This window comes from Kitasatospora sp. NPDC042419 (assembly GCF_056437345.1).
Map to the genome: position 1 here is coordinate 47,900 of NZ_JBWKAW010000006.1, position 26,705 is coordinate 74,604.

Consider the following 26,705-nt stretch of genomic DNA (forward strand, 5'->3'; position numbering starts at 1 on the left):
GCGCATGCACGCACTGCGCATCCGGCTCCTCGGCGGCTTCCGGGTCCGCGTGGGCCACCGGGAGATCGCCGACGGCGGATGGCGCCTGCGGAAGTCCCGGAACCTCGTCGAGTTGCTCGCACTCGCGCCGGGGCACCGGCTCCACGGCGAACAGGTGCTCGGCCGGCTCTGGCCGGACCAGGCCCCCGAGGCCGGGGCCGACCGCCTCCGCCGGGCCCTGGACGAGGCCCGCCGCGCCCTCGGGACCGACCCGGCAGCAGCCCGCGCCCACCTCGACTCGGGCGGCGGGCTGCTCACCCTGCGCGGCGCCCCGCTCCGGGTGGACGTCGAGGACTTCGAACAGGCCGCCCTGCACGCCCGCCGCGCCCGCGACCCGAACGCCTACGAGCGGGCGGTCGCCCGGTACGGCGGCGACCTGCTGCCCGAGGAGCGCTACGAGGAGTGGGTGGCCGACCGTGAACAGGCCCTGCACGCCGAGTACCTGGCGCTGCTGGTCGAACTCGGCGGCCTGCACGAGGCGCACGCCGAACTGGACGGCGCCGCCGCCGCGCTGCGCCGCGCGGTGGCCGCCGACCCGCTGCACGAGGAGGCCGCGCTCGCGCTGATGAGGGTCCACGCGCTGGCCGGCCGGCGGCACGAGGCGCTGCACGCCTACGACCGGCTGGCCGCCGCGCTGGAACAGGCCTCGGACGGCACCGAGGGGCCCGGGCCGGCCGCGCAGCGGCTGCACGAGCAGGTGCGCACCGGCGGACAGGTCCGGGCCGAACTCTCCGGCGAACTCTGGGAGGGCGTCGGCGACCGGCGGATGCGTTCCGGGGACACCGCCGGCGCCGCCGTCGCGTACGGGTCGGCACTGGAGCCGGCCGTGGTCGACCTGCCCGCCTCCCCGGGGGTGCTGACCCCGCCGGCCGGACGGGCCGGCCTGCGGACCGCCCGGCTGCACCGCAAGGCCGCCGGCGCCCTGCTGGCCGGCGGCGAGGCCTCCGCGGCCGAACCGCACCTGGCCGCCGCCGAGCGCGCGCTCGCGGCCGTCGGCGGTGACCCGGCGGAGGCCGGCCGGCTGCTGCGGTCACGCGCCGACTGGCTCCGCAGGTCCGGCCGCCACGGCGAGGCGCAGCAGGCGGCGGAGGCCGGGCTGGCCCTCGCCGGGGAGCACGGCGACGGCGAGGACCTGGCCGCCGCCGGGGAGGCGCTGGCCGCCGTCCACCACGCCCGGGGCACCTGGCGGGAGGGCTTGCACCGGGAGATCGAACGGCTCGGCGCCACCGCCGACGCGGACGGCCGGACGGCCCGCGCCCTCGACATCCACTCCTGCCTGGGCCAGTACCAGCTGTACGGGGACGGGCCGAGCGCCGGCGTCGAGGAGTTCGCCCGGCGGACCCTGGACCTCGCGAACGCCCGGGGCGCCCGCCGGGCCGAGGCCTTCGCCTGGTGCCTGCTCGGTGAGTCGCTGCTGCTGCGCGGCCGCTGGGACGAGGCGCCCGGCTGCCTGGAGCGCAGCGCCCACCTGTACGAGGAGCTGGACGGCCGCTCCGGCGCGCTGCCCCGGCAGCGGCTCGCCGAGTACGCGGCCGGGCGGGGCGACAGCGCGGAGGCGGCCGCCCACCTGGGGTGGGGCACGGCCGCCGCAGGGGCCGCACCGCCCGCCGCGGCCCGGCACGCCTTCGGCCGGCTGTACGCGACGGCGGCGCTGGACGCGGTGGAACGCGGCGAGCCCGGCGAGGCCGTCCGCGCGGCACACGCCGCCGCCGCCTCGGCGGCCCTGCGCGGCGAGTGCCCGAGCTGCACGGCGCCGCTCTACCCGGTGGCGGCCGAGGCGTTCGCGGCGCTCGGCGACCCTGCGGGCGCGGCCGAGCACGCGGCGGCGGCCCGGCGGGTGGCGGCCCGGTCCGAGAGCTCGGCGTGGCGGGCGATGGCGGAGTCGGCGCTCGGTTCGCTGGCCGCGTCGCGGGGCGACCCGCGGGGCGCCCGGGTCCGCCACCTGGCGGCGGCCGCGCTGTACGAGCGGGCGCGGCAGCCGTTCTGGGCGGCCCGGGAGAAGGCCCAGGCGCTGGCCGCCCACCCGGGTCCGGCCGAGGCGGACCGGGTGCTGCGGGCCGAGGCGGCGGCGGTCTTCGAGGCGCTCGGTGCGCACCGCGCGCTCGCCCGGCTCGGGGGCGGCGCTCCTGGCGCTCATGGTCCTGCTGGCGCTGCTGGCGCTCATGGCGTGTCTGCGGCTTCCGGTGCTTCGGGCGGTGCTTCCGGCGTTTCGGGTGTTTCGGGTGGGCCGGTCGTCCGGACGGGTGGTGGGACGCGATGAGCAGGAGCCGGACGCGGTGGAGGCCGGACACGGTCACCGAGCGGCCGTACAACGCGCAGACCCCGCCGGCCGCACTGGCCGAACCGCTCACGCCCACCGCCGCGTTCTTCGTGCGCGACCACTTCGGCGTCCCCCGGCTCACCCCCGAACGCTGGCGGCTGCACGTCCACGGCCTGGTCGAGCGTGAACTCTCACTCAGCTACGACGAGTTGGCCGCCCTTCCGGTCCGTGAGCTCGATGTGGTGGTGGAGTGCGCGGGCAACGGCCGCAGCCTGATGACGCCGCGGCCGCCCGGACTGCCGTGGGAGCAGGGGGCGGTGGGCTGCGCCCGGTTCGCCGGGGTGCCGCTCGCGGTGCTGGCGGACCGGGCGGGGGTGCGCCCGGAGGCGGTCGAACTGGTCTTCACCGGCGCCGACTTCGGCGAACTGCACGGCCGCCGCACCGCCTTCGAGCGGAGCCTTCCGGTCGACCTCGCCAGGCATCCGGACACCCTGCTCGCCACCCGGATGAACGGCGCCCTGCTCAGCCCCGGCCACGGTGCGCCCGTCCGCCTCGTGGTCCCCGGCCGGTACGGGGTGGCGGACGTCAAGTGGCTGGTCGGCGTGCGGGCGGTGGGCGAGCCGTTCCACGGGCCGTTCCAGGCCGAGGAGTACCTCTACCGGGGTTCGCGCGGCATGCCGGACGGCACGCCGGAGGGGCCGGTGGGCGAGATCCGGGTCAAGTCGCTGATCACCGCGCCCGCGCCGGACTCCCGGCTGCCGGCCGGGGTCGCCTGCGTGGTGCGCGGGCGGGCCTGGTCGGGCGGCGCGCAGGTGCGGCAGGTCGAGGTGCGGATCGGCGGCGCCGACTGGCGGCAGGCCGTACTGGTACCGGCGGCCGGACGGTACGCGTGGGCGGAGTGGTGGTACCAGTGGACCCCGCGGGTGCCGGGCCGGCGCCTCCTCCAGGCGAGGGCCACCGACGCCGACGGGCACACCCAGCCGATGCGGGCGCCGTGGAACGAGCAGGGGTACGGCTGCAACCCGGTCACGGGAGTCTCGGTGGAGGTCGTGGCTGCTCCGGACGGCGAGCCGGTGGACGGGTCGGTGGGCGAGCCGGACGGCGGGCCGGTGGACGGGCCGGACGGGGATCGGCCGTCGGCCGAACGGCCTTCCGGTGGAGGGCGGTCGGGGGATGGGCCCGGCGGCGTCGGTGCGAGCGCGAGCGGCATCGGCAACGGCGGCAACGGCAACGGCAACGGCAACGGCACCGGCACCGGCAACGGCACCGGCACCGGCAACGGGGCCAGGGGCGGCAGGCCGCCCGCGGAACGAGGAGGGCCGCGCCGATGAGCGGGAACACCGTCGAACCGGTCACCACCGCCGCCCTCGGCGACACCAGCTACCTGCTGACATCCGGCGACGAGGCGGTGCTGGTCGACCCCCAGCGGGACTGCTGGCCGCTGCTCGCCTCCTGCGAGGCGCGCGGCCTGCGGCTGCGGTACGTGCTGGAGACCCACGTCCACAACGACTACCTCTCCGGCGCCCTGGAGGTGCGCGCCGCGACCGGCGCCACCGTCGCCGGGCCGGCGCGCGCCCGGTACGGCTTCGACCACCTGCCGCTCGCCGAGGGCGACGAGGTCACCGTCGGCGGCCTGCGCGTCCAGGCGCTGGAGACCCCCGGCCACACCGCCGAGCACACCGCCTACCTGGTGCTCGACGACGGCCCGGAAGGCGGCCGCCCGGTGGCGGTGTTCACCGGGGGCAGCCTGCTGGTCGGCAGCGCCGGCCGCACCGACCTGTCCGGCCCCGAGCGGACCGTCGAACTGGCCCGCGCCCAGTACCGGTCGATCCGCCGCCTCTCCCGACTACCGGGGGAGACCCGGGTGTTGCCCACCCACGGGGCCGGCAGCTCGTGCACGATCGGCGCGCCCCCGGCCGGTGGGGACACCGCACCCTCCGGCGACCGCGCGGCGCCGCCCCCGTCCGCCGCGCGGTCCGGGACCGCGAGGACCAGCACCGTCGGCGACCAACTGCGGGCCAACCCGGCCCTGCTGGCCGCCGACGAGGACGCGTTCGTGGCCGCCCGGCTGCGCGGACTGCCCCCGCCGCCCGCCTACTACCGGCGGATGGGCCCGCTGAACCGGTCCGGCCCGCCCGTCCTCGGCGGCCCGCCGCCGCTGCTGCCGCTCACCGCCGAGGAGGTCCAGGAGGCCATGTGGCGGGGCGCGACGGTGGTCGACGCGCGCGACCGCCGGACGTACGCCGACGCCCATCTCCCGGGCTCGCTCGGCGACGAACTGGACGGCTCCTTCGCGGCCCTGATCGGCGAGGTCGTCCCGTTCGGCACGCCACTGGTGCTGGTACTGCCGGAGCCGGCCGCCGACGCCGCCCGGGAGGCCGTCATCCAGCTGCTCCGGATCGGCTACGACGCCCGCCTGGTCGGCCAGCTGGACGGCGGGGTGGAGCGCTGGCGGGCGTCCGGCCGGCCGCTCGCCGCCCTGCGGACGGCGGACGTCTCGGAGGTGCCCGGCGCCCGCGCGGCCGTCCCCGGCCGACCGGTGCAGGTCCTCGACGTCCGCCCCGCGCCGGACCCTCCGCTGCCCGGCGCCCTTGCCGTACCACTGACCGAACTGCCGGACCGGATCGCCGAGTTGTCCCCGGAGCGGGAGTACTGGACGGTCTGCGGCCGGGGCCGGCGGGCGACGGTCGCGGCCGGCCTGCTCGCGGCGGCGGGGATCCCGGTCACGGCGGTGGTCAGCGGCGGCGCGGCGGACCTGGCGCGGTGGTTGTGACCCACGGGACCGGCCGCCGTGCGGCGGGACCGCCGTGGCTGAACACGGCGACGGGGCGCGGGGCGGGGGCCCAGGGCGGGAAAATGGGTTGCCTGCGGGGCGCGGCCCGATCATGATCGGCCGCATGGACTTTTAACGGCTGCCACGTAGCAAGAACCGCCCGTCGCGCGGTCGACCTCGGAGTCTGACGACTCGGCCCCGAGGCGATGACTCGCGCCCACGTGTGCATCCGTCAGATCCCAGGAGCCGCAGCCTGCCTGCGAGGGCTCCTGCTCAGTCCTGAAAGCAACCACATTCATGAATACCGACCGCAAGGCCCTGTGGGCCGTGCGTCAGTCCGCGCTGCCCACCGTCGTGCGACCCTGCCCGGACTGCCCGGGTAAGCGGCACCGCCCCTCGGGCAAGGTCCGCGTCAACGCGAGCGGCAAGCTCCTCGACGTCTGGCTCCTCCTGAGCTGTGCGGCGTGCGACCGGACGTCGAAGGTGCCGGTCCACGAGCGCGCCCACGTCTCCTCGCTGGATCCCGCCCGCCTGGTGGCGTACGAGACCAACGACTCCGCCGTAGTGGGGGAGTTGACGATGAGCGCGTCCCTCGCCACGAAGAACGGGTACCGCCTCGACTGGACCGGCACCTGGGAACTGGAGGCCCGCACGCCCCTCTACGCGCTCGACGACCCGACGCCCCTCAGGGTCCAGGTCGGCTTCGAGCTGCCCGCACCGGTCCGCGTCGAACGGCTGCTCATGCTCGGGCTCGGCGTCAGCCGCAACGAGGTCCGACGCATGGTCGGCGACGGGCGCATCCACCTCCCGCCGGCCCTGGGCGCCAAGGCGCAGCAGGACTTCGAGTTCGCCGTCCGCGGGACCGTCACCGTCGAGGCCGTGAGCCATCCGAGGCTCCTCGGCGCTCCGACCGACGCGCGCACGGCGCCGGGCCACGTCGGATCGCTCGACGCTCCGCAGCGGTTCGCGCGCCCGGCGGCGGCGGGAGCGTAGGGCGACCGGCATGACGGGAGCGTAGGAGAGTGACAGCAGGGCCTCCTGGCCGGCCGCTCGGCGCGCAGCCGGCCGTCGAGCCCGCCAGGAGGCCCTGCCATCGCACGGATGCGGACGCGGACGGGGGTCGGGGCGCGGACGCGGATCCGGACGCGGAGGGGGGTGGGGGCGGCGGGCATAGGCTGGCGGCGTGAGCCAGAGCCCCCAAGGCGCCCCCGCGGTGCCCGCCGACCTGAACCTGCTGCGCACCTTCCTCGCGGTCCACCGCTCCGGCTCGTTCACCGCCGCCGCCCGACTCGTCGGCCTCTCCCAGTCGACGGTGACCTCGCAGATCCGCGCGCTGGAGCGGCAGACCGGCCGCGAGCTGTTCGAACGGAAGCCGCGCGGCGTCACCCCGACACCCGCCGCCGACGAACTCGCCGCCAGGATCGCCGACCCGCTCGACGCGCTCGTCGCCGTCACCGGCCCGGGCGCCCGGCCGCCGAAGGCCGCCGAACCCGTCCACCTGGCCGGCCCCGCCGAACTGCTCGGCACACTGGCACTGCCCGCCCTCGCCCCGCTGGTGGCCGAGGGGATCCGGCTGCGGGTGACGCCCGGGCTGACCGAGCCGCTGCTGGAGGAACTGCGGGCCGGCCGCCACGACCTGGTGATCGCCACCGACCGCCCGCGCGGCCGTGCGCTGACCGCGGTGCCGCTGGCCGACGAGGAGTTCGTGCTGGTCGCGGCACCCGTCTGGGCCGACCGTCTGGCCGGCCGGCTCGCCACCGAGGGACCGGCCGCGCTGCACGAGGTGCCGCTGGTCGCCTACGCCGAGGACCTGCCCATCGTGCGCCGGTACTGGCGCCACGTCTTCGACCGCCGCCTCGTCTGCCGTGCCGCGCTCACCGTGCCCGACCTGCGGGGTGTCATCGCCGCCGTCACGGCGGGCGCGGGCTTCGCCGTCGTGCCGCGCTACCTGGGCGCGGCCGGACTGGCGTCCGGGGCCCTCGTCCTGCTGGACGAGCCCGAGGACCCGCCGATCAACACCGGTTACCTCGTGCAGCGCCCGGGTGTGGTGGGCCCGGCGGTGGCGCGGGTTCGGGAGCGGCTGGTGGAGGCGGCACGGGACTGGTGAGCGGGGGCGGTCGGTGCGGCGACCCGGCCCGGGCGGTGTCCCCGGGTGTGCCCGGTGCTTCCGGTGCTCCCGCTCCGACGGTCGGGCCGGGCCGGGCGCGAGGGATCGGTCCTGCGTGGGGCGGTCCTGCGTGGGGCGGTCCTGCGTGGGGCGGCCCTGCGTGGGGCGGCCCTCCGTGGGGGTGGAGGGCCGCCCGGATCAGGCGCGGGCGGCGCGGCGGGCCGAGGCCGTCAGCAGCGCGGCGCCCAGCAGGATCACCGCGACCGCCGTGACCAGCAGCGGGGACGGCCCGGCCGGCTGTCCGGCACGGCGGACGGCTCCCATGAAGTCCAGGGCGGCGACCTGGTTCACCATCAGGTACCAGAGCGGCAGGTAGAGCGCCTGGAACAGCAGGTGGGTGCGGGAGAGCACGCCCAGGGCGACGGCCAGCGAGGGTACGAACAGGGCGCCCGCAGCCCAGGCCGCCGTCCCGGCGGTGTCGCCGGCCGCGACGAGGCGGACCAGTACCCCCGCGCCCGTCAGGGCGGCGAGCACCACCCCCGAGGCCCACTCGGCCAGCAGCCGCGAGCGGGCGGCCGGGTAGGCGCCGAGCAGCACCTCCAGCCCGTACTCGGCCGTCCGGCTGCCCAGCCGGGACCAGAGCAGCACCGGCCAGACCCAGGCGGCCGGCAGCAGCGCGCCCGTGCCCGTCTCCGGCGGGACGGCCAGCCCGGCCAGGGCGAGCCCGACGGTCCCCAGCCACCACCAGCGCGAGGCCTCGCCGAGCAGGATCCGCGTCTCTCCGGCGAGCAGCCGCCCGAAGCCGCGTCCGAACCGGCTCCTCGAAGTACCGCCCGGTCCGCCTTCCGAAGCACCGCCCGGGGCGGGCCAGGGCCGGGGGAGCGGGGCCGGGGCGGCGGGGAACACGGCCGGAGCCGCCGCGAGCACGGCCGGGGCGACCGGGGCCGGCTCCGTGCCGACGGTCCGCCACCCGCCCCGGTCCGCCCCTCCGCCCGCGGCCCGCGCCGGGTCGAACCGGTGGAACCAGAGCGCCGGCAGCGCCGCCAGCCCGACCGCCAGCAGGACCAGCAGCAGCCGCTGCAGCAGGAACCCGGCCCCGAACGCCGTGCCGTCCCACGGGAACGGCTCCAGCGGCGAGTCCACCCTGGTCAGGCCGAGGCTGAACTCCTCGCCGCCGAGTTCGACGCCGCGCGCGGCCAGGCCGTCGCTCAGCGAGGCGGCGGCCGGGCCGAGGCCGAGCCCGCCGAACGGCGCACCGGGGGCCTCGCCGGCGATCAGCAGCGTCGGTGCGACGACGAACCAGGCGACGTTCCCCAGACCGCCCCGCAGCAGTGGCACGGTCTCGAAGAGGACGGCCACGGCCGCCGTCACCGCCAGCAGCGGCAGCGTCAGCACCAGGAACGGCGTCAGCAGGGCGACCGGATCGACGGTCCGGTCCTCGCCCCGGATCAGTTGCAGGGCGGGCGCGGTGAGCGCGAGCACCCCGAGCATCGAGCCGAGGACGAGCAGGTTGCCGAGGAACTTCGCCAGCAGCAGGTCGGCGGTCCGCAGCGGGGTGGCCGCGAGGATCCGGCCGACCCCGGTCTCCTCGTCGCGGCCGAGGCCCTTGCGGACGACGTGGAACCCGCCGAGGGTGAGCCAGAGCGCGCCGGCCAGCGCGGTCGCCGTGCCGACGTACGCGCTGTTGTACGTGCCCCGGTACCGGCCGAGGGCGAGGATCGCCCAGTGCCCGTCGGCGGCCGGGACGGCCAGCAGGCCGAGGCCGACCGCGGCGAGCAGGGTCACCGCGTAGGCGGGGCGCCGGACCCGGTCCCGGAAGTCGCCCAGGGCCAGCCGGGCGAGCGTGCCGGGACCGGCCGGGCCACTCCGCCGGCGGCGATGGTTCCGTCCGGCGGGCCCGCCGCGCCCGCCGGCACCGTTCGGGTTTCCGCGCCCGTCCGGGCTCTCGCGTCCGTCCGGCCCGCTGGGCGCGGTCCGTGCCGTGAGCGCCGACCGGCCCCGGGCGGGCACGCGCCCCGTCACCGCCGCACCTCCCAGCCGCTCGGGCCCGCGACCGCACCCCGGCCCGCGACCGAAGCGCCCGCGCCGCCCGGGGACCGGACCAGGGCCAGGTACGCGTCCTCCAGGTCCGGCGCGACCGGCACGGCGTCGGCGGACGGCGCGCCGTCCGCGAGCAGCCGCAGCCGGAGGCGGCCGTCGCCCGTCCGCACCATCCGGCTCACCACGTACCGCTCCTGGACGGCGGGCACCGCCGCCGGGTCGGCGACCACCTCCCAGACCCGGCCGGCCTGGTCGCCCAGCAGCTCCTCGGGGGTGCCCCGGCGCAGCAGCCGGCCACCCGCGACGACCGCGATGTCCCCGGCGACCGACTCGACGTCCGAGACGATGTGGGTGGAGAGCAGCACCACCCGGTCGGTGGCGAGCGTGCTCAGCAGGTTCCGGAACCGGACCCGCTCCTCCGGGTCGAGCCCGGCGGTGGGCTCGTCGACCACGATGACCCGGGGGTCGCCGAGCAGCGCCTGGGCGATGCCGACGCGGCGCAGCATGCCCCCGGAGTACGCGCCGAGCGGCCGCCGGACCGCCTCGGTGAGGTTCACCAGGGCGAGCAGTTCGTCGATCCGGGTCCGCGCGGCGCGGGCCGGGAGGCCCTTGGCGGCGGCCAGGTAGGCCAGGAACGCGGGCGCGGTGAGGTTCGGGTGGGTACCGAAGTCCTGCGGCAGGAAGCCGAGTTCGCGGCGTAGCAGGTCGGGCTCGGCGAGCACGTCGGCGCCCTGGTAGAGCACGCGGCCGCTGGTGGGCCGGGTGACGGTGGCGACGATCCGCATCAGCGAGGACTTGCCCGCGCCGTTCGGCCCGAGCAGGCCGAGCAGTCCGGGGCGGAGCCGGAGCGAGAGGCCGTCGACGGCGCGTTTGCCGCCCCGGTAGACCTTGGTGACGTCGATCAGGTCGAGTGCTGGTTCGGTTTCGAGGTGGGGCATGGGCTCCGCTCTCCCGGCCGGTGCGAGGGGTGGAAGGTGACGGGGTCGAGCCTTCCGGACCGGCGGGCCGCTGCCATCTGCCGTTCGGCAGAGATCGGCGCGCGAAAGCTCCCGGCCCGCCCTGCCGCCTCGCCCCGGCCGCCTGCCCTGTCCGTCGCACTTGCTGCTGTCCCTGTTGTCCTAGCCACCTCTGCCGTCTCTGCCGTCTCTGCCGTCCCGGCCGACCTGCGCGGCGGGCCTTGACAGGTGGTTCGGGTACTGAGTCAATGGCCCTGCCCGGCGGGAACCGAATGATCGGTCGGTGGTCCGGGCGGGTGGGCGTCACGGTGCGAAGGAGCCTCGATGAGCAGCAGCAGTGCGACCGGACAAGGTGCCCCGCGCCCGCGCACGGGGGATCCGCTCCCGGCCGAACTGCTGGACTCCGGCGAGCGGATGACCGTCGGAGAACTGAGGGAGCATCAGATCGAGCACCTCCGGGCCACGCTGCGCCACGCCTACGACAACGTCGAGCTCTACCGCCTGAAGTTCGACGCCGCCGGTGTGGCCCCCGAGGACTGCCGGACCCTCGCCGACCTCGCGCGGTTCCCGTTCACCACCAAGGCCGACCTGCGCGACACCTACCCGTTCGGCATGTTCGCCGTCCCGAAGGAGCGGGTGCGCCGGATCCACGCCTCCAGCGGCACCACCGGCCGCCCTACCGTGGTCGGCTACACCGAGCACGACCTCGACGTCTGGGCCGAACTGGTCGCCCGTTCGATCCGGGCGGCCGGCGGAAGGCGCGGCCAGACGGTGCACATCGCCTACGGCTACGGGCTGTTCACCGGCGGACTGGGCGCGCACGCGGGCGCCGAACGGGCCGGCTGCACGGTGATCCCCGCCTCGGGCGGCATGACGGCCCGTCAGGTCCAGCTGATCCAGGACCTCCGGCCCGAGATCATCATGGTCACCCCGTCCTATCTGCTCACCCTCCTCGACGAGTTCGAGCGCCAGGGCGTCGATCCGCGCACCACCTCGCTGCGGGTCGGCATCTTCGGCGCCGAGCCGTGGACGGAGGAGATGCGCGCGGAGATCGAGCGGCGGATGGACATCCACGCCGTCGACATATACGGCCTCTCCGAGGTGATGGGCCCCGGCGTCGCCCAGGAGTGCGTGGAGACCAAGGACGGCCTGCACGTCTGGGAGGACCACTTCCACCCGGAGGTGGTGGACCCGTTCACGGACCGGGTGCTGCCGGACGGCGAGAGCGGTGAACTGGTCCTCACCACGCTCACCAAGGAGGCGCTACCGGTCATCCGCTACCGCACGCGCGACCTCACCCGACTGCTGCCCGGCACCGCCCGCCCCGCCTTCCGCCGGATCGCCAAGGTCACCGGGCGCTGCGACGACATGATCATCCTGCGCGGGGTCAACGTCTTCCCGACCCAGATCGAGGAGATCGTCCTGCGGACCCCGGCCGTCGCGCCGCACTTCCAGCTCCGGCTGACCCGCCGGGGCCGTCTGGACCACATGACCGTCCGCGTCGAGGCGCGGCCGGACGCCGGGCCCGCGCAGCGGGAGGCTGCGGTCGCGGCGATCGCGCGCGGCGTCAAGGACGGGGTCGGGGTGAGCGTGGACGTCGAGGTGGTGGACCCGTACGGCCTGGAACGGTCGGTCGGCAAGATCCGCCGGATCGCCGACCTCCGGGAGGGGTGAGCGGGCCGCCGCGTCACCGTCCGCCGAAACCGGCCTCGGTGAACGCGCACCCGCCGCGTTCCGCCGGCGACAGCGCCTGACCGGGGACGTGCCGCGGGGCCTGCCGGAAGTACTGGCGGTAGCCGTCCGCCCGGAACCTCAGGTCGAACCCCTGGCCTTCGACGTGCCAGAGCGGAGAGTCCTCCCGGCCGTCGTCCGGCGCCAGCCGGTGCAGGTCGGCGATCTCCAGCTCCGGGATCGCCCCCTTGAGGTCGAGGCCGCCCTCGAAGTCCCAGACCTCCTCGAAGACGAGCGTCGCCGGGGCCACCCAGAAGGAGAAGGGCTTCGAGGACCGGTCCGGGTGGACCCAGCGGACGATGTAGTCGAGGTCGAGCAGGAGCCGCGGCAGGAGGTCGGTCGGCTGGAGGTACAGGCCGTGGACGGTGGCGTCGTGCCAGCCCATGTCCTCGAAGTCTGCGTCGCCCCAGACGCTCTTGGCGAGGCCCGATTCCGGGTGGAGGTCGTCTTCCATCCACGCATCCAATCAGCCCGGCGGGCTCCCGTGCTGGTCGGGGGCCTGCGGGGGAGGGCCCCGGCCTCGTCGGCCGGTCCGGCGCGGCGTCCGGTGCGGCGTCCGGCGCGAGGCCGGTGCGAGGTCCGGCGCGGCGTCCGGTGCGGAGCCCGGCGCGAGGCCGGTGCGGAGCCCGGTGTGGGATCCGGCGCGAGGCCGGTGCGAGTCCGGCGGGCAGCCGGGGTGCAATGGTGTCGTACGGCGCGAATCGGTGGGTTCCCGGCGGGTGAGTGTGGGGCGTGCGCCCCTTACGATGAGGCCATGAGCGGGAGCCTCCAGGTATCAGGTGCACACATCTCGCAGCAGTCCGGTGCGGACGAGCGGCTGGATGTGGCCGCCGGGATCCTGGCCCTGCTCGCCGACCGGACCCGGCTCGCCCTGATGCAGCGGCTGAGCGACGGCGAGGCCGACGTGACGACGCTGACCGAGTTCTGCGGCGCCGCCCGGCCGTCGGTGAGCCAGCACCTGAGCAAGCTGCGGCTGGCCGGTCTGGTGAGCACCCGCAAGGACGGCCGGCGGGTGGTGTACACGCTGCGCCACGGCCACCTGCGTCGACTGGTGCACGAGGCGCTGAACGTCGCCGACCACCAGATCAGCGGGCTGCCCCCGCACGACTGAACGACCCGGGCCGGCTGGGCGACCCGGGCCGGCTGAACGACCCGGCGCAGTCGGGTGGCCCGGCGCTTCCGGGTGATCTCGCACGGCTGAGCTGTCCCGCACGGCTGAGCTGCCCCGCCGCGCAGTCGGGCGGCCCGGCGCCGGTGCGGGGTACCGGCCAGGTCGGTGTGCGCTGCGGATATCCAGGCTCAATAGGTGCACACGTATGCACATATTGTCCTACCCTGAAGGGGACGTCCCTGGTTCGCGCCCACCGCGCGCCGAGTCGATCGGAGTCCCCATGCTCTCCGTGCTCCGTGACCGCACCTACCGCCACCTCTTCGCCGCCCAGGTGGTCGCCCTCGCCGGGACCGGCCTGGCCACCGTGGCGCTCGGCCTGCTCGCCTACGACCTGGCCGGTCCCGCGGCCGGTTCGGTGCTCGGCACCGCCCTGGCGATCAAGATGGTCGCGTACGTGGGAATCGCCCCGGTCGTCGCCGCGCTCGCCCACCGGATCCCGCGCCGCCGGCTGCTGGTCGCCGCCGACCTGGCCCGCGCCGGGGTGGCGCTCGGACTCCCCTTCGTCGGCAGCGTCTGGCAGGTCTACCTGCTGATCTTCGTCCTGCAGGCGGCCTCGGCGACGTTCACCCCGGCGTTCCAGTCGGTGATCCCCGAGGTGCTGCCCGAGGAGCGCGACTACACCCGGGCGCTCTCGCTGTCCCGACTCGCCTACGACACCGAGAGCCTGGTCAGCCCGGCGCTCGCCGCCGGGCTGCTCGCCCTGGTCGGCTACCGCTGGCTGTTCTGGGGGACGGTGGTCGGATTCCTCGCCTCGGCGGTCCTGGTGGTCTCGGTGGTCCTGCCGACCGCCACGGCCCGAGCAGCGGCCCGAGTGGCGGCGGGCGGGGCGCGGACGCCGTCCGTCGCGGCCCGGTCGCTCGACGGACTGCGGCTGTTCCTGTCCGTCCCGCGCCTGCGCGCACTGCTCGCCCTGGACCTCGCCGTCGCCGCCGGCGGCGCCATGGTGATCGTCAACACCGTCGTCTACGTCCGCGACCAGCTGGGCCGCCCCGCCGCGGACGTGCCGCTCGCGCTCGGCGCGTACGGCGGCGGCTCCATGGTGGTCGCGCTGCTGCTGCCCCGCGTCCTGGAGCGGGTGGCCGACCGCGGCGTCATGCTCCCCGCGGCCTTCGGCATCGCCGCGCTGCTCGCCGCCCTGGCCGTCCTCACGCTGACGGGGGGCGGTGGCTGGCGGTGGCCCGCGCTGCTCGCCGTCTGGGCGGGCCTCGGTGCGGCGGGTTCGCTGATCCTCACCCCCGGCGGCCGGCTGCTGCGGGCCGCGGTGCCGGCGGCGGAGCTGCCCGCCGCGTTCACCGCCCAGTTCTCGCTCTCGCACGGCTGCTGGCTGCTCGCCTACCCCCTGGCGGGCTGGCTCGGCGCGACCGCGGGCCTCCCGGCCGCCACCGTCGCCCTCGGGGTCCTGGCCTTCGGCTCGGCGCTCCTGGCGACCCGCGCCTGGCGTCCCGACGCGGCCTCGCGCCCCGACGCGGCTTCCCGTCCCGGCCCGGCCTCGCGCCCCGCGGTGGCGGCTCGTCCCGTCGAGGGAGTCCACGCCGCCGCGCCCGCGCGTCCGGTGCGTCGTCGCCGGTCCGCATCCGGGGCGTCCCTGCCGCGCTGAGCGTCTCGCTGTCGAGGCCTTCGTCGGGCCGGACGTCTCTTCCCCGACGCCTTCTCGGGCCGAACATCTCCGCCATGGTCTCCGGTGGTGCCGGGTGTCCCGTCCGCCGGTCGCCGTTCCGGCGTACTGACGGGCGCCGGGCGGGCCGTGCGACGATGAGTGGCAGCCGTGTTGGTAAATGTTCGATATTGTTTGTTCATGTTGTTGAGAGGGAGTACCATGCAAGGGAGCAGGACATGGCCGGAACGGTGACCACGGCGGCCGGCCTGGCCGGCTCGACGACCAGGACCGCTGCGAAGCTGGCCGACGGCCGTGAACTGATCTACTTCGACCGCGGCCCGGCCCCCGCCGGCCGGGACGCGGTCGACCTGCGGCCGCTGGACGCCGCCGAGCCGTCCTCGGAGGTGCGGCTCGATCCGCTGACCGGCGCCTGGGTGACCGTCGCCGCGCACCGCCAGGTCCGCACCTACCACCCGCCCGCCGACCAGTGCCCGCTCTGCCCCTCGCAGGACGGCCGGCTCAGCGAGATCCCGGCCTCCGACTACCAGGTCGCGGTCTTCGAGAACCGCTTCCCCTCGCTCGCCGGACACCCCGCCACGCACCCCGTGCAGCCGAGCTCCGGTGACCCGTTGCACACCACCCGCCCCGGGACCGGCCGGTGCGAGGTGGTCTGCTTCACCGCCGACCACGACGCCTCCTTCGCCGACCTCGACGAGGACCGCGCCCGGCTGGTGCTCGACGCCTGGACCGACCGCACCGCCGAACTCTCCGCGCTGGACGGCGTCCGGCAGGTCTACTGCTTCGAGAACCGCGGCGCCGAGATCGGCGTCACCCTCGCCCACCCGCACGGCCAGATCTACGCCCTGCCGTTCACCACCCCGCGGACCGCCCGCATGATCGACCAGGCCGCCCGGCACCGCGCCGCCACCGGCCGCAACCTCTTCGAGGACCTGCTCGCCGCCGAACGCGCCGACGGCGAACGGGTCGTGCTCGCCGGCGAGCACTGGACGGCCTTCGTCCCCTTCGCCGCCCGCTGGCCCTACGAGGTCCACCTCCACCCGCACCGCCGCGTCCCCGACCTGACCCGCCTGAGCGAGGACGAGCGCGCCGAACTCCCCGGCCTCTACCTGGAGCTGCTGCGCCGCTTCGACCGCCTCTTCGACGACGGGGAACGGCGCGTCCCGGCCCCGTACATCTCGGCCTGGCACCAGGCCCCGGCGGTCGACGGCGGTGAACTCGCCCTGCACCTGGAGCTGTTCACCGTGCGGCGGACCGCCGACAAGCTCAAGTACCTGGCCGGCACCGAGTCCGGCATGGAGGCCTTCATGAACGACGTCGCCCCGGAGGACGCCGCCCGGCGCCTGCGCGAGGTCGCGACCACCGCAGGCAGGGAGCAGTGATGACCACGACCGCCACCACCTTCACCGAGCTGTACGGCCACGCCCCCGACGGCGTCTGGGCGGCCCCCGGCCGGGTCAATCTGATCGGCGAACACACCGACTACAACGACGGGTTCGTCCTGCCGATCGCCCTGCCGCAGACCGTCCGCGTCCAGGCCCGCCGCCGTTCCGACACCGTGCTCCGCCTGCACTCCTCCCGGACCCCCGGCGAGGTCGTCGAGCTGGACGTGGCCGAGCTCGCCCCCGGCCGGGTGGAGGGCTGGGCCGCGTACCCCGCCGCCGTCGTCTGGACCCTGCGGCAGGCCGGCCACCCCGTCGGCGGCGCCGACCTGACGGTCGACAGCGACGTGCCCGCGGGTGCGGGCCTCTCCTCCTCCGCCGCGCTGGAGTGCGCCGTCGCCATCGCCTACAACGACCTGTACGCGCTCGGCCTGGACGCGCCCGGCCTCGCCCTGCTCGCCCAGCGCGCGGAGAACGCGTTCGTCGGGGTGCCCTGCGGGATCATGGACCAGATGGCCTCGATGGCCTGCCGGGCCGGGACCGCCCTCCACCTGGACGCCCGCGACCTGTCCGCGCGGTACGTCCCGCTCGACCTCGCGGGCGCGGGCCTGGCCCTGCTCGTCATCGACACCCGCGTCCAGCACGACCTCGCCGACGGCGCCTACGCCGCGCTGCGGGCGGGCTGCGAGCGGGCGGCCGTCCTGCTCGGGGTGCCGGCCCTGCGCGACCTCTCGGTCGCCGAGCTGCCGGTCACGCTGCCGGAACTCCCGGAGGAGCTGCGCCCGTTGGTCCGCCACGTGGTGACCGAGAACGAGCGGGTCGAGCAGGCCGTCACCGAGCTGGGCCGCCACGGCCCGGCCGCCCTCGGCCCGATCCTCACCGCCGGCCACGCGTCGCTGCGCGACGACTACCGGGTCTCCTGCGCCGAGACCGACCTCGCCGCCGCCACGGCCGTCGCCGCCGGGGCGCTCGGGGCGCGGATGACCGGTGGCGGCTTCGGCGGCTCGGTGATCGCGCTGGTGGAGACGGGCGCCGCGGAGGCGGTGGCCAAGGAGGTCACCGCGGCGTTCGCGGCCGCCGGGTACGCCGAGCCGCACATCCACACCGCGATCCCCTCGGAGGGGGCTCGCCGGGTGGCGTGAGGCCGGGGCGCCGGGCGACCGGACAGCCGGGGCGGCGACCACGTGCGTCACCCCGGCCGCCCGGTTGTCCGGCGCCCGGTTGTCCGGCGCCGGGTCGTCCGCCGCGCAGTCGGCCGGCTGGCCGGGCCGCCCCGGTCCGCCGGCCGACCGGCCGTCCCGTACGCGGGTCAGCCGCAGAACTCGGCTTCGGCGAGCTTGAGTTTGCCGGTGAACCAGTCGCCGTTGGTGTTGAACGCGGCGGCGTGCCGGCCGTCCCGGGTGGTCAGCGCGAGCGTCGACGACCCGTGGATGCCGCCGTCGTGGCCCCAGACGGTGACCCCGCAGGAGAGCGTCCCGCCGCCGATGCCGAGCCCGCCGGGGCCCTCCGTGGTGAGCATCTCGTCCGACTCGGCCTGCGGGAGCAGCCGTCCGCGCATCAGCGCGGACAGGAACCGGGTGAGGTCGTCGGTCGTGGAGATGACCTCCCCGGCCGCGCCGGCCATCGACGGGTTGAGCTCGGTGGTGTCCACGGGCGTCGGCGAACCGCCGAACAGCTTCGAGTAGCCGCGCGCGTGCGGCCGGGGCATCGTGGTGGCTGTGCCGGGCACGCTGGTGCCGTCCAGGCCCAGCGGCCGGATGATCCGCCGCTCGATCTCCGCGCCGTACGGGTGCCCGGTCACCTCGGCGACGATCATCCCGGCCAGGATGTAGTTGGTGTTGGAGTACTCGCGCTTCGCGCCCGGCGTGAAGGCCGGTGGGTGCGAGACGGCGATCCGGACCAACTGGTCGGGTGTGTAGGTGTCATGACGATGACTCAGGAACTGTGGCGTGAACAGCAGGGCCGCCATGCCGGGATCGTCGTCGTAGGCGGTCAGCCCGCTGGTGTGGTTCAGCAGCTGCCGGACGGTGATCGCCGAGCCGTCGTTCCCGTTCCCGCTCACCACCCCGGGCAGCCACTTCTCCACCGTGTCGTCCAGGTCGAGCCGTCCCTCGGCCTGGAGTTGGAGGACCACGGTCGCGACGAACATCTTCGTCACGCTCCCGATCCGGAACCGTTCCCGGGGTGATCGCGGCTGCCCGGTGGCGGTGTCGGCCGTCCCGGTCGCGGCCGTCCAACTGCCGTGTGCTCCGCTTACGGTGGCGATCATCCCGGGCAGGCCCTCCGTCCGGAGGGCCGCGTCCATCGCCGCCCTCGTACCGGAGTGCCCCGGCCCACCCGGCCCGCCCGGCCCGCCCGGTCCGGCGCCGGTGGCCATCGCCGGGAGTGCCGTCCCCACCACCACCGCCGAGGCCACCACCGCGGCGCCGACGCCGCGCCGAAGCGCCTTTCGCCCAGCCATGTGCATCTCCTGAGGTCCGTAGCCCTCGTCCCCCGCCCCTGGACAGGTCGACGGCCGGCGGGGGCCCCGGGTTCCGGCGGCCCGCCGGACCGCGCGCAAACCGTCCGCGCGGACGAACGGCCCCGGAGGGCCGGCGTGGGGGCTCCCCTTAGGGCGTGTCTTGTGGATCAGCCCGGGTCCGACCTGATCCACAAGACACGCCCTGGGGCCTGGGGGTGGATGCGAACGGACCGGCCGGGGAGCCGGGGAGGGGTGGTGCGCGGCGGCCCGGCGGCCGAGGGGGGTCCTGCCGGACCCAGGGTCGGATCGGGCCTGGTTGGCGCCTGCGGGCGGCCGCGAAGGTTGACCCATGACCGAGAACAACGTGACCAAGACCGACCGCAACGCCGACCGCAACGCCGCCCGGACCGCCGGCCTCGGCGCCGAATTCACCGGTGAGTTCGCCGGGAAGACCGTGCTCGTCACCGGCGGAACCAGCGGGATGGGCCTCGCCACCGCCCGCCGCCTCCTCGCCTCCGGCGCCGAGGTGGTGATCACCGGCCGCGACGACGCCAGGCTGCGCCGCGCCGAGGCCACGCTCGACGCCGGCGACCGGGTGTTCGCGGTGCGCGCCGATTCGGCGAAGCCGGCCGACCTCGCCCGCCTCGCCGAGCTGGTGGGGGAGCGGCACGGGCGGCTGGACGGGGTGTTCGCCAACGCCGGCGTCGGCGTCTTCGAGCTGCCGGCCGAGGTGACCGAGAAGTCCTTCGACCACACCGTGGACGTCAACTTCAAGGGCGTCTTCTTCACCGTCCAGCACGCCCTGCCGCTGCTGGAGGCCGCGGGCGGCGGGTCCGTCGTCCTGAACGCCTCCTGGACGCTCCACCGCGGCCTGCCCAACGCCCCGGTGTACGCGGCGACCAAGGCGGCCGTCCACAACCTGGCCCGCACCCTGGGCAACGAGTTCGCCCGGCGCGCCATCCGGGTCAACTCGGTGAGCCCGGGCTACATCGTCACCGAGATGTTCGACGAGGTCATCACCGAGCAGTCGGAGCGGGACGCCGTGCTGGCGCAGGTGCCGCTCGGCCGGCTGGGCGAGGCCGAGGACGTCGCCGAGACGGTGGCCTTCCTGCTCTCCCCGCGCTCCTCCTACATCACCGGGCAGGACTTCGTGGTGGACGGCGGCGTGGTGGCGGTCGCGGGCAGCTGGTGAGCCCGGCGCCGGCCGCCCGGCGGGGCCGGTCCTGCCGCCTCCGCCTGCCTGGTCCTGCCAGGGCCAGGCTGGCGGGGCCCCGAGCGGAGAGAATCGTCGTATGAGCAGCCCAGCGATCAGCCTCAACGAGTTCCTGCGGACCCGCCGCTCCCGGCTCCGGCCCGAGGACGTCGGCCTGCCGGACTTCGGCGGCCGCCGCCGGGTGTCCGGGCTGCGCCGCGAGGAGCTCGCCCAGCTCGCCGGGGTGAGCGTCGACTACTACACCCGGCTCGAACAGGGCCGGGTCGGCAACCCCTCGGACGCCGTGCTCGACGCGGTGGCCCGGGCACTCCTCCTGGACCAGGAGGAGGCCCGCCACCTCCACCGCCTCGCCCGGACCAGGCCGGGCGGCTCCCGCACCGGCGGCGCACCGGCGGCCCGCGCGTCGGCGGCCAGCGCCGCCGCGGCCCCGCAGCGGGTCCGGCCGACGCTCGCCCGGCTGCTCGACGCGATGATCGACGTCCCGGCGGTGGTGATGGGCCGGCGGATGGACATCCTGGCCTGGAACCGGCCCGCCGTCGCCCTGTTCGGCGACTACGGCGCACTCGACCCGGCCGAGCGGAACATCGCCCGCATCACCTACCTCGATCCGGCCTCCCGCGAGCTGTACGAGGACTGGGTCGGCTGCGCGCGGGAGAACGCGGCCTTCCTGCACCTGGAGGCCGGACGCCGGCCCGACGACCCCAAGCTCGCCGAGCTGATCGGAGAACTGTCCATGCGCAGCCCGGAGTTCCGCCGCTGGTGGGCGGAGCACCCGGTACGCGACAAGACCTCCGGCCTGAAGGGGTTCCGCCACCCGCTGGTCGGCCGGATGGAGCTGGTCTACGAGACGCTGCGCTCGGCGGACGACCAGGACCAGGCGCTGGTGACGTACACGGCCGAGCGGGGCAGCCCGTCCGACGACGCGCTGCGGATGCTGATCGCCTGGAACGCCGACCGGGAGCTGAGCCTGGACCGGCCCGTGGCCGAGGGCCCGGCGGCGGCGGCGACGGCGTCCCAGGCCGACGTCCGCGCCCGCGCCCGTGACCGCGCCCGTGACCGCGCCCGCGTCCGTCGGCCTGAGGACGACATCAGGCCGAATCCGTAGGCGAGGACCACCAGCAGGGCCGGTCCGAGGCAGGGCCGGCCCGGCCCGGTCCCCGGACGGCACCCCACGCACCCCAAAGTGCGTTCTTCTGCCCGGGAGTTCACCCGCATACGGTGATCCGGTAACCGCCGGCTACCAGGGATCACCGATGACCATCCTCAAGACCTACGCCCGACTCTGGGCCGACGGCCTCGACCAGGCCCTTCCCCTGCTGCGCACCCTGACCGGGGCCGAACCCGACCTCCTCTTCCGGTTCCACGAGATCGAGTTGGCCGCCATCGGCGACTTCCTGGTCATCGCCGGCCCGCCCGCCGAACGGGCCAGGTACGCGCACGCCTCGGCGACGGTGGTCGTCTCCGACCTCGACGAGCTGACGGAGACCCTGCTCGCCGCCGGAGCCGTCGTCACCACACCGGAGACCGCCTCCCCGACCGGCCGGTTCCTCTACGCCCGGCACGCCGACGGCGCCGAGGTCGAGTACGTGGAGTGGGTGCCGGACCTGGTCCGGCGGATCGTCCACCGCGAGCCCTCAAGCTAGTTGCGGGCAGGTCGGGTGCAGGCAGGTCGGGTGCGGGCAGGTGGGCAGCGCGCGGCCGTCGGCGGGATCCGGTCCGGCGGGGATGGCGGCGAGCCCACCGGCGGTCCAGAATGATCGGATGGTCACGCTTGAGACTCCCCGTCTGATCCTGCGCCGCTGGCGTGAGGAGGACGTCGCGCCCATGGCCGCCGTCCATGCCGACCCCGAGGTCATGCGGTGGATCCGCGACGGCAGCGTCCGTGACGAGCAGCAGACCCGCGGCGGGATCCGGGCATGGGAGAGCGAGTGGGAGTCGCGGGGCTTCGGCCTGTTCGCCGTGGAGATCCGGTCCACCGGCGAACTGGCCGGGTTCACCGGCCTCTCGGTGCCCGGCTTCCTGCCGGAGGTACTGCCGGCGGTCGAGGTCGGCTGGCGGCTGGGACGCTCCCACTGGGGGCGGGGTCTGGCCACCGAGGCCGCTGCGGCCGCCGTGCGGTTCGGGTTCGAGGAGCGAGGGCTGGAGCGGATCGTCAGCATCGCCCAGGTGGGCAACGACGCCTCCGAACGGATCATGACCAAACTGGGGATGCGTCCGGTCCGCGAGACCGTCAACCCCACCTGCGGTCGGCGGGTGCGGGTCTTCGAGCTGACGTCGGACCAGTACGCCACGGCCGCTGGTTGACGGACCGTCAAAAGAACGGTGACCTCGTGGCGGCCTGCGAGTCCGCCGCACCCGGTGCCCACGAACGGGACCGTCCCACGGCCGGGCCGCCGGGCCGCCGCGCTTCCGAGCTGCCGGGCGCGAGCACCTGTGCAGGTCCGGGCCGTGCAGGGGGTGCCCGGAGGGCCGCTGTCAGCCTATTTGGCATGATCAGGATGAGTGCCGGGCTGCGGATGTCCGGCTCGTCGGCGCCGAGCGGTCCGCCGGTCGCCGCATGGGCGGAGCGCACCCGCCGCCCGAACCCCACCCCGGAGCCCGCCGCACACGACCGGCCCGCCGAGACCCCGGTTCCCGCCACCGCCTGACCGCCCACAGCCCCGCCGGCGACGGGTCGGCGACGGGGCAACGGGCTGAACGGCCGCAGTGGGTGGGAACGCTCACGGTCGCCGGGCCACTCGTCGCGGGCCCGGCTGCGGAGTCACGCCCCCAGCGGTAGAAGGCCCGGCCGGCGGCGGCCGCTGTGCTTCCGCCTCGTGCCAGGCCAAGCCGACGACGCACCCGACTTCGAGCACGTCTCGGCCGACATTCGAGCCCCCGGGGCGGTCGGCCGACCACGCACACGCCCCGTCGTGGTCCTGGCCGGCAAGCCCTACTCGTCGAAGGGCATCCGCGGCCGTCTTCGGTGGCGGGGCACTCGGGTTGCGATCCCGCAGTCCGTCGACCGGATCGCCAACCGCAACCGCAAGGGCTGTGACGGCGGACGACTCCCGCCTTCGACAGCGACACCAGGTTCGGACCCTGCCCGCGGCGGTTGCCGATCGGCGGCCGCTGCGCGAAGACTACGGATTCAAGCCATAGGCGGCACTGCTCGGAACCTGCCGGGTCCGCTGCCGTGGCCAGGTCCAGGGAGCATCCTTTCGAACGGCCAGGGGGGTTCCAGTAAGTGATTCGGACCGGATGAATCCCTCTTATGCATGCTTCATCCGCATTCGAAATAACTTTGCGTAACGTCCTGAAGGCCGCCTGTAGTTGCCCTTGCTGCTGCATAGCGTGTGTACACACCCATGAACCACATGGGCGACTTTCGGAGGGGTGTACATGAAGAGCGCTAAGCGAGCCGGCCGCTGGATGCGGCGAGGTGCCGTCGGAGCGGCTGCACTGGTCCTGGGGCTGGGGATGATGCCCGGTCAGGCGGTCGCCGCCGACAGCGGCGTCATCAACGCCTCCAGCGGCCAGTGCCAGGCCCAGTGGCTCGATGGCAACAACTGGTTCGGCATCCGCGACGCAGACAACAACGACAGTGACTACTGCTACGTCGACTACTCGTTCAACTCGAACCACTCGGGCACCAGCCGGATCTCCCGCCAGCAGGACGTCAACACCAACTGGGGCTACTACGGTGTCACGGTGACCGGACAGTACATCTACTTCCACGTCTGCAAGGAACGCCAGGACGACCCGGACATCTGCTCCGGATGGGTCACTGCCACCACCAACGGCTGACCGACCACTTCGCCAGTCCTCGCAAGGAGCGAACGCGTGCCACCAGTACTGCAAGCCCGGGCCCTGCAACTGAGCTACGGCCCGGCGGCCGCGGTGGCGGGCGTCGATCTGAGCGTCGATCCCGGAGAGGTGGTGGGAGTGGTGGGGGCCTCCGGATCAGGGAAGACCACCCTGCTGCACTGCCTCTCCGGGCTCCTGCTCGCCGACACCGGCAGCGTCCTCTTCCGTGACCGGCCGGTCGAGGGGATGACCGTGCGCCAGCGCGACGAACTGCGCCGCTCGCACTTCGGCTTCGTCTTCCAGTTCGGCGATCTGGTACCGGAGTTGACCCTGCTGGAGAACGTGTCCCTGCCGTTGCGCCTGCAGGGGCTGCGGGCCGCGGAGGCCCGGCGGCGGGCGGGCGAGCAGTTGGAGGCCTTGGGGATCGGGGGGCTGGGGCTCCGGACGGTCGGGGAGGTGTCCGGGGGCGAGTTGCAGCGGGCGGCGATCGCGCGTGCGCTGGTGCACCGTCCGGACGTGGTGTTCGCGGACGAGCCGACGGGGGCCCTTGACGACCGCAACTCCGAGGTGGTGTTCGGCCTGCTGCTGGAACAGGCCCGGGAGCACGCGGCGGCTGTGGTGCTGGTCACCCACGACCGGCAGTTGGCGGCGCGTACCGACCGCACCGTGGTGCTGGCCGGCGGACGGGTGGTGGAGTCGGCGTGAACCCGACAGTCACGGTGCCGGCGGCGTTGGTGGTCGCGTGGAAAGCGGTGCTGTCCCGTCAGGCGCGGCGGCGGGTCGTCCTGCTCGCCCTGGTCGGGGCGGTCGCCGCACTCGGGATCCTCGCCACGGCCGGCGCGGCGGCAGTGAAGGAGCGCGAGCGCGCCCGCTCCGGCGCGATGGTGCCGGTGTTCGGCCCGCAGGCCGGCTTCGGCGGGGTCCCGGTGTTCAGCCGGCCCGGCGTGGTCGAGACCGGCTGGAGCGAGCTGGAGCACGACTACCGCGGTCACCGGATCAAGATCGTGCGGGTTGCCGACCCGCACGCCCGCGGTCCGCTCCCGCCCGGTATCACCGCCTGGCCGCGTCCCGGGCACGCCCTGGTCAGCCCCGCACTCGACCGGCTGACCCGGAGCGCCCCCGCCTCCCTCGGACACTGGTTCGCCCGGACGGACACCGAGGTCCTCCCCGCAAGCGCCGTCGGCAGTGCCGGCCAACTGATCGCCTACATCGGCGTCACGCCCGAGGAACTGGGCACCCAGCAGGGCCCGCTGACGGGCTTCGGCGGGGCCGGCGGCCCCCGGTTCGGCTGGTACCCGGCACTCGGCTCAATGCTCTTCCTGGTCATGCCCGCCTTCGCGCTCGTACTGACCGCCAGCCGCTTCGGCCGCCAGGTCCGCACAACCCGCTACCAGGCACTGCGCCTGCTCGGCCTGCCCGCCGCCCACGCCAGGCTGGCCGGTGCAGTGGAGACGGCCGCGCCGGTTGCGGCGGGCGCGTCGGTGGCCGCGCTCGCCTGGCCGTTCCTGCTGCCGGACATGTTCGCCCTCCCGGTGACCGGCCGTTGGCTGTTCGGTGCCGACCTGCGGGTACCGACCGGGCAGGCGGCTCTGGTCGTCGGAGGTGTCGCCGTCCTTGCCGGAGTGCTCGGCGCGGCCACTGCCTCGGGTGCCGACCGTGCCTCGCGCGAGGTGCGCTTCCTGCGGCCGGTCCGGCTCACGAGTCCGTGGGTGGCTCTGCTGTTCGGCGTCGGCTTGCTGCTCCTGGTCGTGGCGTACTCCCGGCAGAAGCCGCGTGACCCGCTGCTGTGGGCGGCGATCGTGCTGCTCGGGGCGGGCCTGCCCAGCGCCGCCGCGTGGGCGGGCCAGCGGCTGGCCCGGGTGCTCGGGATTGTGGAGGCGGGGGTGGTGTGGCTGCTGGCGATGCGGCGGCTGGCGGCAGACCCTCAGTCGCGCTTCCGGGTCGCCGGGATGGTCGGAATCGCCGTTTTCGCCGTCGGCGCCGCCCAACCGGTCTCCCAGGTCATGGCCCAGCCCAACCTGTCCTGGGTCGCGCAGGCACGCGCCGCCGGCCACGCCGACCTTCTGGCCAGGGCCGAAACCTTGGAAGCCGTCCCCCTGCGGTTGGCGGATCCTCCGGCGGCCGTGCACGGCCTGGTTCCCGCCGTGGGCCTGTGGTCCCCAGGCCAGGACCCGGTCGCCCGGCCCGCTCATGCCGCGCTCGTCGCCGACTGCCGTCAGCTGGAGGAGCTCTTCGCCCGGCCGCTTCCCGACTGCGTCGGCGGCCGGATGATGCTGCGGGCCGGCGGCCTGCCGACAGCGGACGGGGGACCGGCCGTGGGCGGGCCGCCGAAGGCGGTCGGGGGCCTGTTCCTACGCTCTGCGGACCGGACCCGACAGACGGGCGTCCCGCCCGTCGCGGCAACGCTCGACCTGCCGGCCGACCTGGACACGCCGGTCGGGGCCGTCATGGTGCTGCCGCCCGACGACCCCGCCCTCGCCGAACTGGGCGACCCGTTCAAGAGCGCCGCCTACATGCGGATCGCCGTGGACGCACCGGCCTGGGAGGAGGCCAGGACCTGGGTGGTGTCCTTTTCGCCCGCCTACCGACTGGAGAATTCCTACCAGCTGTCGGAAGTCCTCGACAGCACCGGCAACTGGGTCCTACTCGGGCTGACCGTCGCTGCCGCCGTCACCGTCCTCGGCGCCCTGCTGGCCGTTGCCGAGGACGGCGGACGCCGCCGGGAGTGGTTCGCCCTGCGCGCCCTCGGCATGCCCCGCAACCGGCTGACAGCCGTCCAGCTCACCGAAGCCCTCGTCACCGCAGCCGTCACCGCAGCCCTGGCCACCCTCGCCTCCACGGCTGTCGGCATCGCCTATCTGCGGATCAACGGGGACCACCTCGACAGCAGCCTGCCTTACCTCCTCGCGGCGGGAGCCGGCGTCGCCGTCGTCATCCTCGCGGCCGCTGCCAGCAGTTGGGTCACCCTGCGCACACCCCACCGTCACTGAGGCTTTCGTCGCCGCATCCACACGCCAGTCGAAAGGCGCACGTAAGGGCTTCGCCCGGACCGACTACCGCGGCCTCACGGTCCGAGCGCAGATCCAACGCGGCGGGCCGGTCGTACCGGTCCGGGGCGACCTCTACACCCACCGGGCCATCGACATGAAGCGGCACGCGGCCGACCACGAC

23 protein-coding genes and 1 pseudogene are annotated in these 26,705 nt (G+C 75.2%); 19 read left to right on the forward strand and 5 right to left on the reverse strand.

The window, feature by feature from the left end:
* The first annotated feature begins 4 nt into the window (after window positions 1-4).
* From AC067J_RS14640 to AC067J_RS14665, 6 genes and pseudogenes are all read left to right on the forward strand, one after another.
* The gene (locus tag AC067J_RS14640; protein ID WP_478299068.1) at window positions 5-2,299 is read left to right on the forward strand and encodes a BTAD domain-containing putative transcriptional regulator; all 2,295 of its coding nucleotides are present in this window, start codon (window positions 5-7) and stop codon (window positions 2,297-2,299) included.
* Window positions 2,296-3,630: a sulfite oxidase gene (locus AC067J_RS14645; protein ID WP_478299070.1), complete on the forward strand. Its 1,335-nt coding sequence runs from the start codon at window positions 2,296-2,298 to the stop codon at window positions 3,628-3,630. The genes AC067J_RS14640 and AC067J_RS14645 overlap by 4 nt, the downstream gene beginning before the upstream one ends.
* Entirely contained in the window at window positions 3,627-5,072 is a 1,446-nt protein-coding gene (locus tag AC067J_RS14650; RefSeq protein WP_478299072.1) for an MBL fold metallo-hydrolase, read from the forward strand. The genes AC067J_RS14645 and AC067J_RS14650 overlap by 4 nt, the downstream gene beginning before the upstream one ends.
* A 297-nt stretch (window positions 5,073-5,369) precedes the next feature.
* Complete coding sequence (locus AC067J_RS14655) at window positions 5,370-6,065, forward strand: DUF1062 domain-containing protein (RefSeq protein ID WP_478299074.1); 696 nt, start codon at window positions 5,370-5,372, stop codon at window positions 6,063-6,065.
* A 190-nt stretch (window positions 6,066-6,255) separates the two neighbouring features.
* Window positions 6,256-7,179, forward strand: coding sequence for a LysR family transcriptional regulator (locus AC067J_RS14660; protein ID WP_478299076.1), 924 nt, complete (start codon window positions 6,256-6,258; stop codon window positions 7,177-7,179).
* 63 nt (window positions 7,180-7,242) lie between these two features.
* Window positions 7,243-7,347 (forward strand): annotated as a pseudogene (locus AC067J_RS14665) (pentapeptide repeat-containing protein); the annotation flags it as partial.
* A gap of 30 nt (window positions 7,348-7,377) precedes the next feature.
* Here the strand turns inward: AC067J_RS14665 and AC067J_RS14670 are convergent.
* Together AC067J_RS14670 and AC067J_RS14675 are read right to left on the reverse strand one after the other, a co-directional pair.
* A complete protein-coding gene (locus AC067J_RS14670; protein WP_478299538.1) occupies window positions 7,378-9,012 on the reverse strand; it encodes a hypothetical protein in 1,635 nt (544 codons plus the stop codon).
* Between the two features lie 185 nt (window positions 9,013-9,197).
* Entirely contained in the window at window positions 9,198-10,157 is a 960-nt protein-coding gene (locus AC067J_RS14675; protein ID WP_478299078.1) for an ATP-binding cassette domain-containing protein, read from the reverse strand.
* Window positions 10,158-10,499: 342 nt separating this feature from the next.
* Between AC067J_RS14675 and paaK the strand changes: the two genes are divergently transcribed.
* Entirely contained in the window at window positions 10,500-11,849 is a 1,350-nt protein-coding gene (paaK, locus tag AC067J_RS14680; protein ID WP_478299080.1) for a phenylacetate--CoA ligase PaaK, read from the forward strand.
* Between the two features lie 13 nt (window positions 11,850-11,862).
* Here paaK and AC067J_RS14685 read toward each other — a convergent pair whose 3' ends face one another.
* Window positions 11,863-12,360 carry a hypothetical protein gene (locus AC067J_RS14685; protein WP_478299082.1) on the reverse strand — a complete coding sequence of 166 codons (498 nt, stop codon included), beginning with the start codon at window positions 12,358-12,360 and terminating at the stop codon, window positions 11,863-11,865.
* Between the two features lie 300 nt (window positions 12,361-12,660).
* Here AC067J_RS14685 and AC067J_RS14690 point away from each other — a divergent pair, with 300 nt between their 5' ends.
* From AC067J_RS14690 to galK, 4 genes are all read left to right on the forward strand, one after another.
* Window positions 12,661-13,017, forward strand: a complete 357-nt coding sequence (locus AC067J_RS14690; protein ID WP_478299084.1) for an ArsR/SmtB family transcription factor — start codon at window positions 12,661-12,663, stop codon at window positions 13,015-13,017.
* Window positions 13,018-13,297: 280 nt separating this feature from the next.
* Window positions 13,298-14,674: an MFS transporter gene (locus AC067J_RS14695; protein ID WP_478299085.1), complete on the forward strand. Its 1,377-nt coding sequence runs from the start codon at window positions 13,298-13,300 to the stop codon at window positions 14,672-14,674.
* Window positions 14,675-14,910: 236 nt separating this feature from the next.
* Window positions 14,911-16,074: a galactose-1-phosphate uridylyltransferase gene (gene galT, locus AC067J_RS14700; protein ID WP_478299087.1), complete on the forward strand. Its 1,164-nt coding sequence runs from the start codon at window positions 14,911-14,913 to the stop codon at window positions 16,072-16,074.
* Window positions 16,074-17,216, forward strand: coding sequence for a galactokinase (gene galK, locus AC067J_RS14705; RefSeq protein ID WP_478299089.1), 1,143 nt, complete (start codon window positions 16,074-16,076; stop codon window positions 17,214-17,216). The genes galT and galK overlap by 1 nt, the downstream gene beginning before the upstream one ends.
* 167 nt (window positions 17,217-17,383) lie before the next feature.
* Here the strand turns inward: galK and AC067J_RS14710 are convergent, their stop codons facing one another.
* Complete coding sequence (locus AC067J_RS14710) at window positions 17,384-18,535, reverse strand: serine hydrolase domain-containing protein (protein ID WP_478299091.1); 1,152 nt, start codon at window positions 18,533-18,535, stop codon at window positions 17,384-17,386.
* A 349-nt stretch (window positions 18,536-18,884) separates the two neighbouring features.
* Between AC067J_RS14710 and AC067J_RS14715 the strand changes: the two genes are divergently transcribed.
* The 3 genes from AC067J_RS14715 (at window position 18,885) to AC067J_RS14725 (ending at window position 21,391) form a co-directional block, all read left to right on the forward strand.
* Window positions 18,885-19,727 carry an SDR family NAD(P)-dependent oxidoreductase gene (locus tag AC067J_RS14715; RefSeq protein ID WP_478299093.1) on the forward strand — a complete coding sequence of 281 codons (843 nt, stop codon included), beginning with the start codon at window positions 18,885-18,887 and terminating at the stop codon, window positions 19,725-19,727.
* 100 nt (window positions 19,728-19,827) lie between these two features.
* Window positions 19,828-20,853, forward strand: coding sequence for a helix-turn-helix transcriptional regulator (locus AC067J_RS14720; protein WP_478299095.1), 1,026 nt, complete (start codon window positions 19,828-19,830; stop codon window positions 20,851-20,853).
* Between the two features lie 148 nt (window positions 20,854-21,001).
* On the forward strand, window positions 21,002-21,391 hold the full coding sequence (locus AC067J_RS14725) for a VOC family protein (RefSeq protein ID WP_478299096.1): 390 nt from the start codon (window positions 21,002-21,004) through the stop codon (window positions 21,389-21,391).
* Here the strand turns inward: AC067J_RS14725 and AC067J_RS14730 are convergent.
* Window positions 21,383-21,517 carry a hypothetical protein gene (locus AC067J_RS14730; protein ID WP_478299098.1) on the reverse strand — a complete coding sequence of 45 codons (135 nt, stop codon included), beginning with the start codon at window positions 21,515-21,517 and terminating at the stop codon, window positions 21,383-21,385. The two genes, AC067J_RS14725 and AC067J_RS14730, sit on opposite strands and share 9 nt — an antisense overlap.
* Here AC067J_RS14730 and AC067J_RS14735 point away from each other — a divergent pair.
* From AC067J_RS14735 to AC067J_RS14755, 5 genes are all read left to right on the forward strand, one after another.
* Complete coding sequence (locus AC067J_RS14735) at window positions 21,510-22,052, forward strand: GNAT family N-acetyltransferase (RefSeq protein WP_478299100.1); 543 nt, start codon at window positions 21,510-21,512, stop codon at window positions 22,050-22,052. The genes AC067J_RS14730 and AC067J_RS14735 overlap by 8 nt on opposite strands.
* Window positions 22,053-22,237: 185 nt before the next feature.
* Entirely contained in the window at window positions 22,238-22,396 is a 159-nt protein-coding gene (locus AC067J_RS14740) for a hypothetical protein (protein ID WP_478299102.1), read from the forward strand.
* A 733-nt stretch (window positions 22,397-23,129) separates the two neighbouring features.
* Window positions 23,130-23,534 carry a hypothetical protein gene (locus AC067J_RS14745; RefSeq protein ID WP_478299104.1) on the forward strand — a complete coding sequence of 135 codons (405 nt, stop codon included), beginning with the start codon at window positions 23,130-23,132 and terminating at the stop codon, window positions 23,532-23,534.
* A gap of 36 nt (window positions 23,535-23,570) precedes the next feature.
* A complete protein-coding gene (locus tag AC067J_RS14750) occupies window positions 23,571-24,239 on the forward strand; it encodes an ABC transporter ATP-binding protein (RefSeq protein WP_478299106.1) in 669 nt (222 codons plus the stop codon).
* On the forward strand, window positions 24,236-26,524 hold the full coding sequence (locus AC067J_RS14755; protein WP_478299108.1) for a hypothetical protein: 2,289 nt from the start codon (window positions 24,236-24,238) through the stop codon (window positions 26,522-26,524). Before AC067J_RS14750 ends, AC067J_RS14755 begins: the two co-directional genes overlap by 4 nt.
* The last annotated feature ends 181 nt before the right edge of the window (window positions 26,525-26,705 follow it).

What these genes read in the sequence shown, in the direction of transcription:
- AC067J_RS14640 (WP_478299068.1), top strand. Translation starts at nt 5, where the DNA reads ATGCACGCACTGCGCATCCGGCTCCTCGGCGGCTTCCGGGTCCGCGTG.
- AC067J_RS14645 (WP_478299070.1), top strand. Translation starts at nt 2,296, where the DNA reads ATGAGCAGGAGCCGGACGCGGTGGAGGCCGGACACGGTCACCGAGCGG.
- AC067J_RS14650 (WP_478299072.1), top strand. Translation starts at nt 3,627, where the DNA reads ATGAGCGGGAACACCGTCGAACCGGTCACCACCGCCGCCCTCGGCGAC.
- AC067J_RS14655 (WP_478299074.1), top strand. Translation starts at nt 5,370, where the DNA reads ATGAATACCGACCGCAAGGCCCTGTGGGCCGTGCGTCAGTCCGCGCTG.
- AC067J_RS14675 (WP_478299078.1), bottom strand. Translation starts at nt 10,157, where the DNA reads ATGCCCCACCTCGAAACCGAACCAGCACTCGACCTGATCGACGTCACC.
- paaK (WP_478299080.1), top strand. Translation starts at nt 10,500, where the DNA reads ATGAGCAGCAGCAGTGCGACCGGACAAGGTGCCCCGCGCCCGCGCACG.
- AC067J_RS14685 (WP_478299082.1), bottom strand. Translation starts at nt 12,360, where the DNA reads ATGGAAGACGACCTCCACCCGGAATCGGGCCTCGCCAAGAGCGTCTGG.
- AC067J_RS14690 (WP_478299084.1), top strand. Translation starts at nt 12,661, where the DNA reads ATGAGCGGGAGCCTCCAGGTATCAGGTGCACACATCTCGCAGCAGTCC.
- AC067J_RS14695 (WP_478299085.1), top strand. Translation starts at nt 13,298, where the DNA reads ATGCTCTCCGTGCTCCGTGACCGCACCTACCGCCACCTCTTCGCCGCC.
- galT (WP_478299087.1), top strand. Translation starts at nt 14,911, where the DNA reads ATGGCCGGAACGGTGACCACGGCGGCCGGCCTGGCCGGCTCGACGACC.
- galK (WP_478299089.1), top strand. Translation starts at nt 16,074, where the DNA reads ATGACCACGACCGCCACCACCTTCACCGAGCTGTACGGCCACGCCCCC.
- AC067J_RS14710 (WP_478299091.1), bottom strand. Translation starts at nt 18,535, where the DNA reads ATGGCTGGGCGAAAGGCGCTTCGGCGCGGCGTCGGCGCCGCGGTGGTG.
- AC067J_RS14715 (WP_478299093.1), top strand. Translation starts at nt 18,885, where the DNA reads ATGACCGAGAACAACGTGACCAAGACCGACCGCAACGCCGACCGCAAC.
- AC067J_RS14720 (WP_478299095.1), top strand. Translation starts at nt 19,828, where the DNA reads ATGAGCAGCCCAGCGATCAGCCTCAACGAGTTCCTGCGGACCCGCCGC.
- AC067J_RS14725 (WP_478299096.1), top strand. Translation starts at nt 21,002, where the DNA reads ATGACCATCCTCAAGACCTACGCCCGACTCTGGGCCGACGGCCTCGAC.
- AC067J_RS14735 (WP_478299100.1), top strand. Translation starts at nt 21,510, where the DNA reads ATGGTCACGCTTGAGACTCCCCGTCTGATCCTGCGCCGCTGGCGTGAG.
- AC067J_RS14740 (WP_478299102.1), top strand. Translation starts at nt 22,238, where the DNA reads ATGATCAGGATGAGTGCCGGGCTGCGGATGTCCGGCTCGTCGGCGCCG.
- AC067J_RS14745 (WP_478299104.1), top strand. Translation starts at nt 23,130, where the DNA reads ATGAAGAGCGCTAAGCGAGCCGGCCGCTGGATGCGGCGAGGTGCCGTC.